Genomic DNA, 14,872 nt, shown 5'->3' on the forward strand with positions numbered 1-14,872 from the left:
GCGCTGACGGAGGCGACCGCGGCATGACCACCTCACTCCCGCCCGGCTTCGCGGACTGGCTGCGGCTGCGAGAGCCCGCCGACGCGGCGGCGCGCAGCGCCGAGCTGGCCGACGCGGTCCGCGACCGGATGCCCGCCGGCCGGCCGCTCGTCGTGCACGACCTGGGCAGCGGCACCGGCTCGATGGCCCGCTGGCTCGCGCCCCGGCTGCCCGGCCCGCAACGCTGGGTGCTGCACGAACGCGACCGGGACCTGCTGGCGCTGGCCCGCTCGGCGCGGCTCACCGCCGCCGACGGGGCCGAGGTCACCGTGACGACGCTCGACTCGGACATCACCCGGCTGACCGCCGCCGACCTGGCCGGCGCGCACCTGGTCACCGCGTCCGCGCTGCTGGACATGCTCACCGCCGAGGAGGTCGGGCGGATGGCGGCGGCCTGCGCCGGGCACCCGACGCTGTTCGCGCTCACCGTCACCGGGCGGGCCGAGTTCACCCCGCCCGACCCGCTCGACGCCGAGCTGAGCGCCGCGTTCAACGCCCACCAGCGGCGCACCGTCGACGGCCGGGCGCTGCTCGGGCCGGACGCCGTGGACGCCGCCGTGGCCGCGTTCTCCCGTCACGGCGTCGAGGTCGTGGTGCGCCCCACCCCGTGGCGGCTCGGCCCGGAGCAGGCGGAACTGGCCGCCGAATGGCTCACCGGCTGGGTCGCCGCAGCGGTCGAGGAACTACCGCATCTGTCCGGGCCCGCCGCGACGTATCAGAAGTGGCGGCTCGCCGAGGCCGCCGCCGGCCGGCTCGACGTGGTGCTGCACCACGCCGACCTGCTCGCCGGCTGAACCGTACCGGCTGCTGGCACGTGACAACCGGTGGGAACAAGGGAGGACCGTTTGTCACACGTCGCCGTCGCCGTCGCCGGACCCGTACCGGCTGTCACGCCCGCGCCGCCGCGCCGGGCCCGGACGCGCCGGACCTGGGTACGTCCGCTGCTCGGGCTCGCGGTGCTCGCCGTGCTCGTCGCGTCAGTGGGCACCGGTCCGTTCCTGGCCGGGCTGCGCCTGATCGACGCGCCGGCGCTGGCCGCCGCGCTCGGCATCGGCGTGATCACCACCGTCTGCTGCGCCTGGCGCTGGTCGCTTGTCGCCGGCGGGCTGGGCGTACGGCTGCCGATGCGCGCCGCGGTGGCGCACTGCTACCGGGCGATCTTCCTGAACTCGACGCTGCCCGGTGGCGTGCTCGGCGACGTGCACCGGGCGGTCCGGCACGGCCGCGACGCCGGGGACGTGGCCCGGGGCGTACGGGCGGTGGTCTGGGAGCGCACCGCCGGTCAGGTGGTGCAGGTGGTCATCGCGGTGGCGCTGCTCGCCGCGTTCCCGTCACCGGTGCGCCGGTACCTGCCGTGGCTGGCGGCCGGCCTGGCCGTGCTGGCGCTGGCGCTGGCGCTGGCCGCCCGCGCGGTGCCCCGCTCCGGGGCGTCCCGCTGGGCGCGGGCGGCCCGGACCGTGGTCGCCGACGTGCGCTCCGGCGTGCTGGGCCGCCGGACCTGGGCCGGTGTGGTGATCGCCTCGACGGTGGTGTTCGCCGGCCACCTGGCCACGTTCGTGGTGGCCGCCCGCACCGCCGGGACGGACGCCCCGCTGTCCCGCCTGCTGCCGTTGACGCTGCTCGCCCTGCTGGCCATGGCGGTGCCGCTCAACGTGGGCGGGTTCGGCCCGCGCGAGGGAGTCGCCGCGTGGGCGTTCGCCTCGGCCGGGCTGACCGCCGCGCAGGGTGTGGCGACCGGCACGGTGTACGGCGCGCTGGTGCTGGTGGCCAGCCTGCCCGGCGCCGCGGTGCTGCTGGCGCGGCGGATGCCCCGGCGGGAGCCCGGCAACTGTCGGTGATCCCGCCTACGGTGGGGGAGCGAGGTGTGCGTCGCCGGGTCCGCCCGGCGACCGGACGACAGGAGAACCATGGACGAAACCCTGCCCACCGCGACGGTCCGGACCCGCGTGACGGTCCCGCTACGGTTCCCCGACGGTTACGTGACGACCGCGCGCGTGCACACCTTCCACGGTCTCGTCGACGGGCGCGAGCACCTGGCGTTCGGGCTCGGTGAACACGTCGACGCCGACCCGCCGCTGGTCCGCCCGCACAGCGAGTGCCTCACCGGGGACGTGTTCGGCAGCCAGCGCTGCGACTGCGGGCCGCAGCTGCGCGAGGCGGTCGAGCGCATCGCCGAGGCCGGTGGCTACCTGCTCTACCTGCGGCAGGAGGGGCGCGGCATCGGCCTGTACGCCAAGCTCGACGCGTACGCGCTGCAGGACGACGGCCTCGACACGTACGAGGCGAACCTGGCGCTCGGGCGCGGCGCGGACGAGCGTGACTACACGGTGGCCGCGCAGATGCTCGGCGCGCTGGGCGTGGACCGGGTGGCCCTGCTCAGCAACAACCCGGACAAGGCGGCCCAGCTCGAACGGCTGGGCGTCACGGTGGCCGACCGGGTGTCCACCGGCGTGCACCTGTCGCCGGCGAACGCCGGTTACCTGGCGGCCAAGGTGACCCGCGCCGATCACGCCCTCGACCTGCCGTTCGTGCCGTGACCACCCGCCCGTACGTCCTGCTCAGCTGCGCGATGTCGATCGACGGCTACATCGACGACGCGACCACCGACCGGCTGCTGCTGTCGAACGACGACGACCTGGACCGGGTCGACGCGACCCGGGCCGGGTGCGACGCGATCCTGGTGGGCGCGGCGACAGTGCGCCGCGACGACCCCCGCCTGCTGGTGCGCAGCGAGCGGCGGCGCGCCGAGCGGGTGGCGCGCGGCCTGCCCCCGTCGCCGGTGAAAGTGACAGTCACCGGCAGCGGCGACCTCGACCCGGGGGCGCGCTTCTTCACCATGGGTGACGGGCTCAAGCTGGTGTACTGCCCGAGCGGAGTGGTGGACAAGGCCCGTGAGCAGGTCGGCGCCGTGTCCACGGTGGTCGACGCGGGCGATCCGGCCACCGCGGAGGCGGTGGTGGCCGACCTGGCCGGGCGCGGCGTGACGCGCCTGATGGTGGAGGGCGGCGGCTCGATGCACCGCCAGTTCCTCACCGCCGGCCTGGCCGACGAGCTGCACCTGGTGGTCGCCCCGTTCTTCGTGGGGGACCGTCGGGCGCCGCGCTTCGTCGGGGACGGCCGCTTCCCGTGGCACCCGGGCCGTCGGGCCCGGGTGGTCGAGGTACGCCAGATCGGCGACGTGGTGCTCACCCGCTACGCGTTGTCCGACCGCTGCCCGGCCTGACCCGTCGTCCCGCCCGGTCCACCCTTGTGCAAGCTCACGGTCGTGATTAGTTTGTTGACCATCCATACGAACTAATCCACTGCGCATCCCTTCCCGAAGGGGGACCGATGACCGCGCACCACCCCGACCCGGGCTCCTCCCGCCGTCGCTTCCTCGGCCTGGTCGGCCTCGGCGTGGCCGCCACCACCGCCGGCCCGCTGCTCGCCGGCTGCTCGGAGAAGCCGGCCGGCACCGGCGCCGCCCAGAACCTCGACGCCGTCTCCGGCCTGCTGCCCAACCACAAGGACCTGCCCGGCGGCATCAAGCCCGACATCGTCGGCACCCGGCCGGTGCCCGACGGCTACACCCGCTACCCGGCCAGCCTCGTCGACGCCGTCACCGACAAGCCCGGCACCAGCGGCAAGCAGGTCACCGCCATGACCCCCGCCTGGGGCCCGGCGCCGCCCGGCGTCGCGCAGAGCGCCTACCTCCAGGCCGTCAACGCCGAGCTGGGCACGCCCGTCAACTTCACCATCCAAGACGGCAACACGTACGCCGACAAGCTCAACGCGATGCTCGGCGCGCGCGACGTGCCGGACCTGCTGTGCGTACCGGGGTGGGAGGTGGAGAAGATCCCGCGCTTCGCCGAGGCCATCAAGGTGCTCTTCGAGGACCTGACCGACCACCTCAGCGGCGACGCCGCCGCCGCGTACCCGATGCTGGCGAGCTTCCCCACCGGGGCCTGGCGGCGCGCGGTCTGGAACGAGCGGCTCATGTCCGTGCCCAACCCCACCGACGGGCCGTTCCCGTGGGCGCTGTTCACCCGCAAGGACGTCCTCGACGCGCGCGGCCTGGCCGTGCCGGCGAACCTGGACGACCTGCTCGCCGTGGCCAAGCAGGTGACCGACCCGGCGCGCAAGGTGTGGGCGTTCAACGACGTCTTCGCCATGATCCAGATGTTCCACAAGGTGCCGGGTCACAAGGGCGGATGGCGGGTCAAGTCCGACGGCACCCCCGAGTTCAAGTACGAGACCCCGGAGTTCCGCCGCGCGCTGGAGGTGATGGCCAAGATCTACGCGGACGGCCTGGTCCACCCGGACATCGTGGCCAGCAGGGGCGCGGACGCCAAGCAGCTGTTCGCCAAGAACGGCGCGATCGTGTTCCTCCAGGACGGCGTCGGCTTCTGGCAGGGCGCCCAGGCCGAGCACCAGAAGACCAACCCCAAGCTGAACATCCAGCCGGTGCCGATCTTCTCCGCCACCGGCGGCGACCCGCTGGTCTGGGGCGACGACGAGCCGATTTCCTACACGTTCGTCAAGAAGGGCCTCGGCAAGGACCGGGTCCAGGAGCTGCTGCGGATCATCAACTGGTGCTCCGCGCCGCTGGGCAGCCAGGAGGCGCAGCTGCGGGACTTCGGCGTCGCGGGCAAGCACCACAACCCGTCGCCGAACGGGCCGGTCAAGACCGACCTGGCGTTCAAGGAGATCGCCAACCAGTACTTCTTCATCAGTGGCCGCAACCCCACCATCGGGCCGTTCCCGGACACCCCGCGCTTCGTGCCGGACGTGCTCGCGTACTCCAACGAGATGGTCAAGCACATGGAGCCCAACCCGTGGGCCGGGGTGAAGCTGGAGATGCCCGCCGCGTACAAGGCCAACCAGGTGCCCACCGAGGACAAGTTCACCGACGTGCTGCGCGGCCGCCGACCGCTGAGCGACGTGGACGCCATCGTCAAGGAGTGGAAGGCCGCCGGCGGCGAAGAGGCCCGGAAGCTGCTCGCCGACGCGCTGCCCAAGGCGGGCCGATGAGCGAGCCGGCCGTCCTGGCCGGGCCCGAGCGGGCCCGGCCGGACGCCCCGGCCTCGCCCGGCCGACCGCCCGGCCGACCGCCCCGCCGCCGCCGGGTGCCGCTGCGCACCCGGCTGCGGCGGGACTGGCAGCTGCTCGCCATGGTGGCGCCCGGCTTCGGAATCCTGCTGGTCTTCAGCTACCTGCCGATCGCCGGCAACGTGATCGCGTTCCAGGACTACAACCCCTACCTGGGCGACAACCCGTGGCAGGCGTTCGTGCACAGTGACTGGATCGGCTTCGGCCAGTTCCAGCTGCTGTTCTCCGACCCGGCGTTCTGGGACGCGTTCCGCAACACGCTGGCGATCACCGCGTTCCAGCTCGTCTTCTTCTTCCCGCTGCCGATCCTGCTGGCCATCGCGCTGCACAACCTGCTGTCCAGCCGGCTGCGCGGGCTCATCCAGACCATCGTCTACCTGCCGCACTTCTTCAGCTGGGTGCTGGTGGTCACGTTCTTCGTGGCGATGCTCGGCGGCGCGGGGCTGCTCGCCCAGACCATGCGCGACGCCGGGATGCAGCCGTGGAACGTGATGACCAACCCGGACACGTTCATCGTGCTGGTCACCGTCGAGGCGGTGTGGAAGGACGTCGGCTGGGGCACCATCGTCTTCCTGGCCGCGCTGTCCACCATCGACCAGAACCTCTACGAGGCCGCCGCCGCCGACGGCGCCGGCCGGTGGCGGCGGCTGTGGCACATCACGCTGCCCGGTCTGCGACCGGTGATCGTGCTGCTGCTCATCCTGCGCCTGGGCGACGCGCTCTCAGTCGGCTTCGAGCAGTTCCTGCTGCAACGCGACGCCGTCGGCCGGCAGGCCGCCGAGGTGCTCGACACCTTCGTCTACCACTTCTCCATCGCCACCGGGAACTACGGGTACGGCGCCGCGGCCGGACTGTTCAAGGCCGTCATCGGGCTGGTGCTGATCCTGGCCGCCAACCGGGTGGCGCACATGCTCGGCGAACGAGGGATCTACTCCAAGTCATGACCACGCTGATCCGCCGGGTCGCCGGCGACCGATCCCGCCGGCCGGTGTGGCAGGAACCGCCCACCCCGGTCGGGCAGGGCCTCAAGGCCGTCGTGCTCACAGTGCTCGTGGCGGGCGTGCTGTTCCCGCTCTGGGTGATCCTGGTGACCAGCCTGTCCTCGCGGGAGACCATCGCGCGGGCCGGCGGCCTGGTGGTCGTGCCCCGGGGCATCGACACGTCCGCGTACGAGACGATCTTCGCCGGGGGTGCTGTCACCCGGGCCCTCTGGATCAGCACGCTCGTCACGGTGATCGGCACCGCCATCGCGCTGACGGTCACCGTGCTCGCCGCGTACGGGCTGTCCCGGCCGGGCTCGCTGGGGCACCGCTGGCTGCTGGCGTACTTCCTGATCCCGTTCCTGGTCTACCCGCCGCTGGTGCCCCGCTACCTGGTGGTCACCGGGCTGGGCCTGAAGGACACCATCTGGGCGCTGGTCCTGCCACCGGCGATCAGCGTGTTCACCCAGGTCGGCGAGCGCGCGTTCTTCCAGCGCATCCCGTCGGAACTGCTGGACAGCGCCCGCATCGACGGCGCGAGCGACTTCCGTACGCTCGCGCGCATCGTGCTGCCGCTGTCCCGCGCGGTCATCGCCGTGGTCGGCCTGTTCTACGCGGTCAGCTACTGGAACGTCTGGTTCGACGCGCTGCTGTTCATCGACCGCAACGACATGTACCCGATCCAGCGGGTGCTGCAGAGCTACCTGCTGGCCGGGCAGGCCCCGCACACCTCCGGCGGCAGCAGCGGGGTGACCATGCCGCCGACCGAGGCGGTCAAGATGGCGGTGGTGGTGCTGACCGTCGCGCCGATCGTCGCCGTCTACCCGTTCATCCAGCGGCACTTCGTCAAGGGCGTGCTGATCGGCGCGGTGAAGGGCTGAGGCGGCCGGTCACAGAACCTGGGACAGGAAGCGTCGCAGCCGCGGGTGCTCCGGCGCCTCGAACACCGCCTCCGGCGGGCCGGACTCCAGCACCACGCCCGCGTCCATGAACGCCACCGTGTCGGCGACGCTGCGCGCGAACCCCATCTCGTGCGTCACCACGACCATCGTCATGCCGGCCGCGGCCAGGTCCGCGATCAGCTCGTCGGGCACGATCCGGCCGCGCCGGCTGGCTCTCGGGTGGGCGAAGACGGGCACGCCGCCGGCCGCCCGCACCAGCGCCACCGCGCGGAACACCTCGATGTCGTCCTTGGGCAGCCGGTACCGCTCGCCGAGCCAGTCCGGCCCGAACGCCTCGCTCGTGGTGGCGACCAGTCCGGCCCGGATCAGCGCCTGCGCGATGTGCGGGCGGCCCACGGTGCCGCCGTCCGCGCCGGCCAGGATCTCCGTCCAGCTCACCTGGATGCCGTCGGCCTGGAGCAGCCGCACGATGCGCTCGCCGCGTTCCTCGCGGGCCTGCCGGACCCGGGCCAGCTCCGCGGCCAGTTCCGGCTCGGCCGGGTCGAAGAGGTACGCGAGCAGGTGCAGCGGGATCGCCGGCTCGACGCCGAACCAGCGGCAGGAGATCTCCGCGCCGCGGATCAGGGTGAGGCCGGGCGGCAGCGCGGCGACAGCCGGCGCCCAGCCGGCGGTGGTGTCGTGGTCGGTGAGCGCCACCACGTCGAGCCCGGCGTCGGCGGCGGCCCGGACCAGCTCGGGCGGGGTCAGCGTGCCGTCGCTGGCGGTGGAGTGGGTGTGCAGGTCGATGCGGGCCGGATCGCTCACCCGCCCGACGCTACGCGCCTTCCGGAGCGGTGGGGACGTCGGCCACCACCACCGGCCGGTCCCCCGGCGCCAGCCCTTCGACAGGCGACGCCGTGGGCCGGTCCCCGGCCAGCACCCGCTCCGGCTTGACCCGGACCAGCCCGCCGGTCGCGTCCACGTGCAGCGCCACGCCCGCGTGGGTCCAGGCCACGTCGCCGGCCAGCACCGGGCCGGCCGGGTGCGCGGCCGGGGAGGCGCCCGGGTCGGCCAGGTCGACCAGCAGGGCGGAGCGGGCGTTGCCGTTCGCGAGCAGCCACCGGCCGTCGGCGGACACCCCGCCGAGTCCGTCGGCGGCCAGCTTCACCCCGCATCCGCTACGCACCGGCGCGAGGTCGCGGGCCGGGTCGAGCAGGGCCAGGCAGTGCTGCCCGGGCCGGTCGGCGGTGATCAGGCCGACCAGGCGGCCGTCGGGCCGGGTGCCGTAGACGGCGCGCACGTCCGGGTTCGCGGGCGCCGGCTGCCCACCGAGCGCGCGTTCCCAGACGCTCACCCCGCCCTCGCCGGGCTGCTGGATCAGCACGGCGTCGCCGGCGAACCCGACCGGCACGGCGCCGTCGGGCGCGGGGGTCCGGACCGGCGCGATGAGCTGCCCGGCGACCACCCCGGCGGCGATCACCTCGGGGCCGTCCCGCCAGGCGACCTGCCGCCCGTCCGGGGAGATCGCGACCGCCTCCGCGGCGGCGAGCATGACCTGCGGCGCGGTGCCGTTGGCCGGAACCCACCAGAGGGTACGACCGGCGGCGGTGGCGGCCGAGGTCATCAGCCAGCCCTCGCGGTCGTGGACGCGCTGCGCCCGTTCGACGCCGCTGACCCCGGTCAGCTGCCGCCGTTCGCCGCCGCTGGTGTCCAGCCGGTCGCCGACGAGCAGGTCGAGTTCGGCGCGGACCGGCCCGAAGCGGGTGATCGGGGGCCCCGAGGCCAGCGGGGACGGGGTGAGCCCGGGCGGGTCGCCGAGCACGACTGTGGGGGAGCCGCCGTCGCCGCCGGAGGCGCTGAACTGGGCCACGCCGGTGGTGACGAACACGGTGGCGACGCCGGCCAGGGCCAGGCCGGTGAGCGTACGCCGCCGGCCGGTGCGGCGCGCCCGGCGCAGCACCTCTCCGGCCGGGTCGACTGGTAGCGGCCGGGACGTGGCGACGCGGCGGGACAGCGTCTCCCGCAGCGCCCGTTCCAGCTCGTCGTCGCTCACGGCCAATGGACGCTCCGGGCCACCGGTCCGGTTGTCACAGTCGTGCCGGATGCCGGTCATCGGCTCTCCGCCGGGATCGGAACGGCGGGGCGGACCGGGGCCGCCGGTGGCGGTACCGGCTGCGGCACCCGGGCTGCGGGTCGCGGCGCCGGGGTCCGGGGCACGGACTGCTCGTTTCCGCGCGCGGGCGGCCCCGGCCGGCCGGCCGGGGCGGGCGGCGGAGACGCGGGCTCGGGCAGGCTCAGGGCCGCCTCGGAGCCCAGGCGGCGACGCAGCGTGTTGAGCGCCCGGGAGGTCTGGCTCTTGACGGTGCCCGGGGAGATCTCCAGCAGCGCGGCGGTCTGCGCCTCGGACATGTCCTCGTAGAAGCGCAGCACCAGTACGGCCCGCTGCCGGGCGGGCAGCGCCTGCAGGTGCCGCCAGAGCGCGTCCCGGTCGAGTTGCTGCTCGATCTCGTCGACGCCGGCGTGCTCCGGCAGCACCTCGGTGGGGCGCTCGCCGTGCCAGCGGCGCCGCCACCAGCTGGTGGACGTGTTGACCAGGACCCGGCGGGCGTACGGCTCGATGGCCTCGATCCCGCCGAGCCGCTTCCAGGCCAGGTAGGTCTTCGTGAGCGCGGTCTGGAGCAGGTCCTCGGCGGTGGCCCAGTCACCGGCGAGCAGGTAGGCGGTGCGCAGCAGCGCGCCGGACCGGGCCGCGACGAATTCGCGGAACTCCTCCTCCAGCGGATCTCTGCTCACCACGCTCATCTCCCCCCGTCCTGCCTGGCAGGATGCCACGGCCCGGTCGGTCAGGTCGATGGCGGAAGGTGTGCAGTTCATCCGATGTTCGGACGAAAACTTTCAAGCTCCGTCGTCGGCCTTCGCCTCGTCGGCCTCCTTGCCCAGCCGTGCCTCGACCGCCTGCGGCTCGTACATCTCCTCGACCACGCGCAGGTAGAGCTCGTTCGGGTTGGGCAAGTTCTTGATCACCCGGAGTGCCTGTTCCTGGCCGGCGGACTCCAGCACGAACGTGCCGTAGTTGAGCGCGCGGCCGGTCGGGCTCTGCTCGTACTTCATGTCGGTGACCCGGGTGAGCGGCATCATCGCGACCTGGCGGGTGATGATCCCGTTGACCACCATCACCCGCTTGTTGGTGAGGATGAACCGGTCGTACCACCAGTCGGCGACCTTCCAGGCGACCCAGCCCATCACGCCGAACCAGAGCAGCACGGCGACGGTGGTCAGCGCGCCGACGTCCCGCCCGGCGAGGAAGCCGGAGAGGTAGCCGAGCACGAACGTGGCCGCCACGCCGACGATGATCGGGGTGGTGAGGTGGATCCAGTGCCGCTTCCACTCGCCCCGGTAGCGCTCGGTGGGGAAGAGGTAACGCGCCACGAGCGAGCTGGGCTCGTCCTCCAACGGCAGCACCCGGCGGGGTGCCATGCCGGTGGCGTCGGACCGCAGCCCGGCCAGCTCCTCCTCGGAGATCGGCTGGTCCGGGAAGCCGTCCGGATCCCGTGCCCAGGCCCGGCCGGACCGCCCCTCACCGGTGTACGCGCTGCCGTAGCCGGCGTCGTCCGCGTCCGCGTACGGGCCGGGGCCGTAGGCGCTGGGCGGCTCGTCCGGGTCGATCCGGGGGATCGGCTCGGTGTCGCGCTCCCGGCGTGCCCGGTCGGGGTCGTCCGGGTCGAAGGGTGGACCGGAGGGGCTTCCCATGGGCGGCTAGGCGACGAGGTTGGTGAAGAAGTCGCCGAAGCCCTGCGCGATGTCCATGATGCCGCCGCCGAGAGACTTGAAGACGTCGGCGGCGGAGTTGGGCCGGTACGCAACGAAGAAGATCAAGAATGCGATGCCGGCCCAGGTGAGGACCTTCTTGACCATAGCGGGCCATCCTCTCGCGCGGCGCCGGGTCCGTTTACCGCAGCGGCACCCAGAGTATCAGCATGGTGTCTTACCGTGAATATCTGCGTCCGCTCTCCGACTCACCGGTGCGGGCGGTCAGGCCCGTCCGTGCAGGTACGGAGACGGTGCGCCGTACACGAGTTCGGGCGGTGTCCACTCGGTGAGGTCGTGCAGCACGACTTCTTCCGCGAGGAGGTGACCCGCACTCGCCGGCCAGGCTATCGCATGGAGCCACATTCCCCGAGCCTCGCCGGCGTACGCGCTTCGATCCGTTTCGGAGCGTACGAGCCACAGTGGAGTCGGATGGCCGCCAACGCGGATCTTCGCGTGCGGCAGCCGCTCGGGATGACCAGGGCCGGGATCGGTCAACGCCTCCTCCACCTGGGGACCGGGATCGGGGCCGGGCAGTCCCGCGAAGCGGGAACCGAGACCGATGCCGGGTTCCTCGGCGACGAAGATCAGGTCGGCCGGTCCACCGTCCAGCGGGGCCGGTCCGGCGCAGGCGACCAGCGTGGCCCGGACTCCAGCGCGTTCGTCGCCCGCCCAGGCCACGCCGGTGAGCGTCCAACCCGGTGGGAGCGGCCACGGGCACCACAGCGGCATCCGGAGCCGGCCGGTCGGGTCGGGGTCGGCCGCCATCCGCTCGACCACGCTGGCCATGATCTCGTCGTTGATGCGCTCGGGCACGTGCAGCGGCGCGACCGGGCCGCAGCGCAGGCACCGGTGCTCGGCGTGCATCAGGTCCGGCTCGCGTACCGGCCCGGCGCATCTCGGACAACTCACCGCGACAGTCACACCCTCACCGTCGCCCCCGCACGGCGGGGCGTCAAGCGGGGCGGGCCGACCGGCGTGGGATTTCCGTCCGGTGGTGGAACCGCGGCGTCAGTCCGGCGGCGGCCCGGCGTACGACCGGATCCAGGCGTGCATGGCGATGCCGCTGGCCACGCCCGCGTTGATGGACCGGGTCGAGCCGTACTGGGCGATCGAGAAGAGCGCGTCGCAGGCCGACCGCGCCACCGGGGACAGGCCGGGTCCCTCCTGACCGAAGAGGAGCACGCAGCGGCGCGGCAGCACGGCGGTCTCCATCGGCCGTGAGCCGGGCAGGTTGTCGATCCCGACCACCGGCAGGCTCTCGTCCCGCGCCCAGGCGACGAACTCCTCGATCGTCGGATGGTGCCGGACGTGCTGGTAGCGGTCGGTCACCATGGCGCCCCGGCGGTTCCACCGCCGCCGCCCGACGATGTGCACCTCGGCGGCGAGGAAGGCGTTGGCGTTGCGGACCACGGTCCCGATGTTGAAGTCGTGCTGCCAGTTCTCGATCGCCACGTGGAACTCGTGCCGCCGCCGGTCCAGATCGGCCACGACCGCCTCGCGCCGCCAGTAGCGGTACCGGTCCACCACGTTGCGCCGGTCACCGGCGACGAGCAGCTCCGGGTCGTAGCGCGGGTCGTCCGGCGGGTCACCGGGCCACGGCCCCACACCCACGTCGAGCTGGTCGTCGGTCACGGTTGCCGAGGGTACGGCCCGGCGGCGCCGCGCGTCAGCGCAGGTCGAGCGCGCCGCCCAGCCGGTCGAGGAAACGCCGGTCGGCGGGACTCGGCGTGGTCTGCCCGGCGCGGCACACGCGGGCGGCGACCGACTCCACCCACTGCCGGTACGCCGCCGAGTCGGCCGGATCGGCGCGGCGGCGCAGCACCCGTACCGCGGCCCGGGCGGCGGCCAGCAGGTCGACCAGGTCGGTCAGGCGCTCGTCCCGCTCGGTTGCGCCGTCGTGGCGGGCGTAGATGGCGGCCACCACGGCGCGGACGAGATCACTGTCGAAGGCGCGTCCGGCGGCCACCGCGTCCAGACCGGCGAGGCCGGCGGCGACACCGCGCGGCGGACGCCCGGGCCCGGGCGCCGCGGCGGCGACCAGCACGCGGCCGGGCAGGTCGGTGAGCAGGTCCCACTCCGTCGCGGAGTACGCGGCGGTGGTGAGCGGCGCGGCGCGGCGACCGGCGGAAGGCGGCTCTACGGCTTCGGAGTGGCTCATGGGCACCTCCAGCCCGAGCATATGCCTCCGGACGAGATCCGGGCCCCGTCCCCGCCGAACGGAGAACGAGGCCCGGTGAGCCGGACGGACGCGGGTCAGCGCGGCTCGGGAAAGCTGGGACGCTCCGGGTCGACGCCGTCCGGGACGGCGGCGGCCGCGTACTCCTTCTTGGGGACCATGACCTTGCGGCGGAACACGCAGACCAGCGTGCCGTCCTGGTTGTAGCCGCGGGTCTCGACGGCGACCACGCCCCGGTCGGGCTTGGAGGCCGACTCCCGCTTGTCCAGGACCGTCGTCTCGCCGTAGATGGTGTCGCCGTGGAACGTCGGCGCGACGTGCCGCAGCGACTCGATCTCCAGGTTGGCGATCGCCTTGCCGCTGACGTCCGGCACGGACATGCCGAGCAGCAGCGAGTAGATGTAGTTGCCGACCACCACGTTGCGCTTGAACTGCGAGGCGGACTCGGCGTAGTGCGCGTCCATGTGCAGCGGGTGGTGGTTCATGGTGAGCAGGCAGAAGAGGTGGTCGTCGTACTCGGTGACCGTCTTGCCCGGCCAGTGCCGGTAGACCGCGCCGACCTCGAACTCCTCGTAGTAGCGGCCGAACTGCATCCTTGTCCCCTTCGACAGGCGGCGATGGAGTTCGGCACAGCATGCCTTATCGCTTGTTAAGGCGAGGTGCGGGGCGCTCGCGCGGCGGAAATGTCACACCGGGGGCCACCGAGGTCCGGACGCAATGAGCGGCGGGGCCCTCCCCGGCACCCGCCGCCCACGCTCTGATGCGAAGAATTCTGCCGTACGGCGCACCACATCAACAGAGACGGAGGTCACATTTACCTTTTCGTAACACTACGGAAAGTCACCGACGCACTGTCGGTAAGCGATCTCCGCAGGCTGGATAGATGCTCGTCAAGCCCGAAGTTACTGATTCGTAGCCAGAACTGTGCGTGATCTCCCTGGAAACGCTCCCATCACGTCCCGTCACGCAAGTGCGGCATGCATTTGCGTTCCGCACGAGCGGCCCGCACAGATAGAGTTCGATGTGCCCAGGGTCACCGTCCGGGCGCTGTGCGTTTCGTCCCCACGGTGCCGGGAATTCGGACGGACTGACCCTGGTTCCACCGGGCGTACGACAATCCGCGGTGATCGGAGAGAGCAATGGCAACGGTTGAGCTGACCACGGCCAACTTTGACGAGGTGACCGGCCAGGACGGGATCGTCCTGCTCGACTTCTGGGCGGACTGGTGCGGCCCGTGCAAGCGCTTCGCCCCGGTCTACGAGCGGTCCTCGGAGAAGCACCCGGACATCGCCTTCGGCAAGGTCGACACCGAGGCGCAGCAGGAGCTGGCGGCGAAGTTCAACATCAGCTCCATCCCGACGATCATGGCGATCCGTGACGGCGTGATCGTGTTCGCCCAGCCGGGCGCGCTGCCGGAGTCCGCGCTGGAGAACCTGATCGAGCAGGTCCAGGCGCTGGACATGGACGACGTCCGCAAGAAGCTGGCCGAGCACAACCACTGACGTACCCGACGCCGCCGGACGACCCCGCCAGGGGCCGGCCGGCGGCGTTTCCACGCCCGCCGCACCGCCGGGACGGACAGTGAGGAATGGCCGACTGAGGGACACTTTCGGCCGCTTCACTCCCGTATCGTCACCATGCGATGGAGACCTTGACCGCCCGCGGGCGCGCGGTCCGAGTGGGCGCCACCCTGCTCGGCCTGGCGCTGCTGCTCCTGGGCACCGTGCGCGGCACCGACGACGACTTCCCGTTCGGGCCGTTCCGGATGTACTCCACCTCCGACCCGCCGAACGCGCCCGCCCCGGACACCCGGGTCGAGGGCGTGGACCGCACCGGCGCGGTGGTCCCGCTCGGCCAGGACGCCACCGGCATCCGCCGCGCCCGGGCGGGGCGGGCCC

Annotated in this window: 17 protein-coding genes and 1 pseudogene; 9 read left to right on the forward strand and 9 right to left on the reverse strand. The window is 72.9% G+C overall.

Features of this window, described 5'->3' with window-relative positions:
* Nucleotides 1–23: 23 nt before the first annotated feature.
* The 7 genes from KBX39_RS07190 to KBX39_RS07220 all read left to right on the forward strand — a co-directional run bounded on the left by KBX39_RS07190 (nucleotide 24) and on the right by KBX39_RS07220 (nucleotide 6,988).
* A complete protein-coding gene (locus tag KBX39_RS07190; protein WP_210869698.1) occupies nucleotides 24–833 on the forward strand; it encodes a class I SAM-dependent methyltransferase in 810 nt (269 codons plus the stop codon).
* A gap of 147 nt (nucleotides 834–980) precedes the next feature.
* On the forward strand, nucleotides 981–1,877 hold the full coding sequence (locus KBX39_RS07195) for a lysylphosphatidylglycerol synthase transmembrane domain-containing protein (RefSeq protein WP_247659950.1): 897 nt from the start codon (nucleotides 981–983) through the stop codon (nucleotides 1,875–1,877).
* Nucleotides 1,878–1,946: 69 nt separating this feature from the next.
* Nucleotides 1,947–2,576 (forward strand): GTP cyclohydrolase II, encoded by a 630-nt coding sequence (gene ribA / locus KBX39_RS07200; RefSeq protein ID WP_030499246.1) that lies wholly within the window; start codon nucleotides 1,947–1,949, stop codon nucleotides 2,574–2,576.
* The gene (locus tag KBX39_RS07205; protein WP_043323447.1) at nucleotides 2,573–3,262 is read left to right on the forward strand and encodes a RibD family protein; all 690 of its coding nucleotides are present in this window, start codon (nucleotides 2,573–2,575) and stop codon (nucleotides 3,260–3,262) included. Before ribA ends, KBX39_RS07205 begins: the two co-directional genes overlap by 4 nt.
* 107 nt (nucleotides 3,263–3,369) lie before the next feature.
* Nucleotides 3,370–5,049, forward strand: coding sequence for an extracellular solute-binding protein (locus tag KBX39_RS07210; RefSeq protein ID WP_043323449.1), 1,680 nt, complete (start codon nucleotides 3,370–3,372; stop codon nucleotides 5,047–5,049).
* Nucleotides 5,046–6,071 (forward strand): sugar ABC transporter permease, encoded by a 1,026-nt coding sequence (locus KBX39_RS07215; protein ID WP_210869702.1) that lies wholly within the window; start codon nucleotides 5,046–5,048, stop codon nucleotides 6,069–6,071. The genes KBX39_RS07210 and KBX39_RS07215 overlap by 4 nt, the downstream gene beginning before the upstream one ends.
* Nucleotides 6,068–6,988 (forward strand): carbohydrate ABC transporter permease, encoded by a 921-nt coding sequence (locus KBX39_RS07220; protein ID WP_210869704.1) that lies wholly within the window; start codon nucleotides 6,068–6,070, stop codon nucleotides 6,986–6,988. The genes KBX39_RS07215 and KBX39_RS07220 overlap by 4 nt, the downstream gene beginning before the upstream one ends.
* A gap of 9 nt (nucleotides 6,989–6,997) precedes the next feature.
* Here KBX39_RS07220 and KBX39_RS07230 read toward each other — a convergent pair whose 3' ends face one another.
* From KBX39_RS07230 to KBX39_RS07270, 9 genes are all read right to left on the reverse strand, one after another.
* Nucleotides 6,998–7,813, reverse strand: a complete 816-nt coding sequence (locus tag KBX39_RS07230) for a PHP domain-containing protein (RefSeq protein ID WP_312246652.1) — start codon at nucleotides 7,811–7,813, stop codon at nucleotides 6,998–7,000.
* A 10-nt stretch (nucleotides 7,814–7,823) separates the two neighbouring features.
* Nucleotides 7,824–9,101, reverse strand: coding sequence for a hypothetical protein (locus KBX39_RS07235; RefSeq protein WP_210869706.1), 1,278 nt, complete (start codon nucleotides 9,099–9,101; stop codon nucleotides 7,824–7,826).
* Nucleotides 9,098–9,790: a SigE family RNA polymerase sigma factor gene (locus KBX39_RS07240; RefSeq protein WP_043326878.1), complete on the reverse strand. Its 693-nt coding sequence runs from the start codon at nucleotides 9,788–9,790 to the stop codon at nucleotides 9,098–9,100. The genes KBX39_RS07235 and KBX39_RS07240 overlap by 4 nt, the downstream gene beginning before the upstream one ends.
* Before the next feature lie 93 nt (nucleotides 9,791–9,883).
* Nucleotides 9,884–10,738: a PH domain-containing protein gene (locus KBX39_RS07245; protein ID WP_043326880.1), complete on the reverse strand. Its 855-nt coding sequence runs from the start codon at nucleotides 10,736–10,738 to the stop codon at nucleotides 9,884–9,886.
* A gap of 6 nt (nucleotides 10,739–10,744) precedes the next feature.
* A complete protein-coding gene (locus KBX39_RS07250) occupies nucleotides 10,745–10,903 on the reverse strand; it encodes a hypothetical protein (RefSeq protein ID WP_013283898.1) in 159 nt (52 codons plus the stop codon).
* A gap of 117 nt (nucleotides 10,904–11,020) precedes the next feature.
* Nucleotides 11,021–11,707, reverse strand: coding sequence for a TFIIB-type zinc ribbon-containing protein (locus tag KBX39_RS07255; protein WP_307189064.1), 687 nt, complete (start codon nucleotides 11,705–11,707; stop codon nucleotides 11,021–11,023).
* Between the two features lie 99 nt (nucleotides 11,708–11,806).
* Complete coding sequence (locus KBX39_RS07260; protein WP_043326883.1) at nucleotides 11,807–12,430, reverse strand: RNA methyltransferase; 624 nt, start codon at nucleotides 12,428–12,430, stop codon at nucleotides 11,807–11,809.
* Nucleotides 12,431–12,464: 34 nt separating this feature from the next.
* A complete protein-coding gene (locus KBX39_RS07265; RefSeq protein WP_043330668.1) occupies nucleotides 12,465–12,956 on the reverse strand; it encodes a hypothetical protein in 492 nt (163 codons plus the stop codon).
* A gap of 95 nt (nucleotides 12,957–13,051) precedes the next feature.
* On the reverse strand, nucleotides 13,052–13,585 hold the full coding sequence (locus KBX39_RS07270) for a MaoC family dehydratase (protein ID WP_338013367.1): 534 nt from the start codon (nucleotides 13,583–13,585) through the stop codon (nucleotides 13,052–13,054).
* Nucleotides 13,586–14,113: 528 nt separating this feature from the next.
* Between KBX39_RS07270 and trxA the strand changes: the two genes are divergently transcribed.
* Together trxA and KBX39_RS07280 are read left to right on the forward strand one after the other, a co-directional pair.
* The gene (trxA, locus tag KBX39_RS07275) at nucleotides 14,114–14,476 is read left to right on the forward strand and encodes a thioredoxin (protein ID WP_018789069.1); all 363 of its coding nucleotides are present in this window, start codon (nucleotides 14,114–14,116) and stop codon (nucleotides 14,474–14,476) included.
* Between the two features lie 140 nt (nucleotides 14,477–14,616).
* Nucleotides 14,617–14,872: pseudogene (locus tag KBX39_RS07280) on the forward strand (hypothetical protein); the annotation flags it as partial.

The organism is Micromonospora sp. D75 (genome assembly GCF_018070405.1).
GTDB classification, from domain to species: Bacteria; Actinomycetota; Actinomycetes; order Mycobacteriales; family Micromonosporaceae; genus Micromonospora; species Micromonospora chalcea.

Coding starts and splice junctions, on each gene's coding strand:
- KBX39_RS07210 (WP_043323449.1), top strand. CDS start 3,370: ATGACCGCGCACCACCCCGACCCGGGCTCCTCCCGCCGTCGCTTCCTC.
- KBX39_RS07215 (WP_210869702.1), top strand. CDS start 5,046: ATGAGCGAGCCGGCCGTCCTGGCCGGGCCCGAGCGGGCCCGGCCGGAC.
- KBX39_RS07235 (WP_210869706.1), bottom strand. CDS start 9,101: ATGACCGGCATCCGGCACGACTGTGACAACCGGACCGGTGGCCCGGAG.
- KBX39_RS07240 (WP_043326878.1), bottom strand. CDS start 9,790: ATGAGCGTGGTGAGCAGAGATCCGCTGGAGGAGGAGTTCCGCGAATTC.
- KBX39_RS07245 (WP_043326880.1), bottom strand. CDS start 10,738: ATGGGAAGCCCCTCCGGTCCACCCTTCGACCCGGACGACCCCGACCGG.
- trxA (WP_018789069.1), top strand. CDS start 14,114: ATGGCAACGGTTGAGCTGACCACGGCCAACTTTGACGAGGTGACCGGC.
- KBX39_RS07250 (WP_013283898.1), bottom strand. CDS start 10,903: ATGGTCAAGAAGGTCCTCACCTGGGCCGGCATCGCATTCTTGATCTTC.
- KBX39_RS07265 (WP_043330668.1), bottom strand. CDS start 12,956: ATGAGCCACTCCGAAGCCGTAGAGCCGCCTTCCGCCGGTCGCCGCGCC.
- ribA (WP_030499246.1), top strand. CDS start 1,947: ATGGACGAAACCCTGCCCACCGCGACGGTCCGGACCCGCGTGACGGTC.
- KBX39_RS07190 (WP_210869698.1), top strand. CDS start 24: ATGACCACCTCACTCCCGCCCGGCTTCGCGGACTGGCTGCGGCTGCGA.
- KBX39_RS07220 (WP_210869704.1), top strand. CDS start 6,068: ATGACCACGCTGATCCGCCGGGTCGCCGGCGACCGATCCCGCCGGCCG.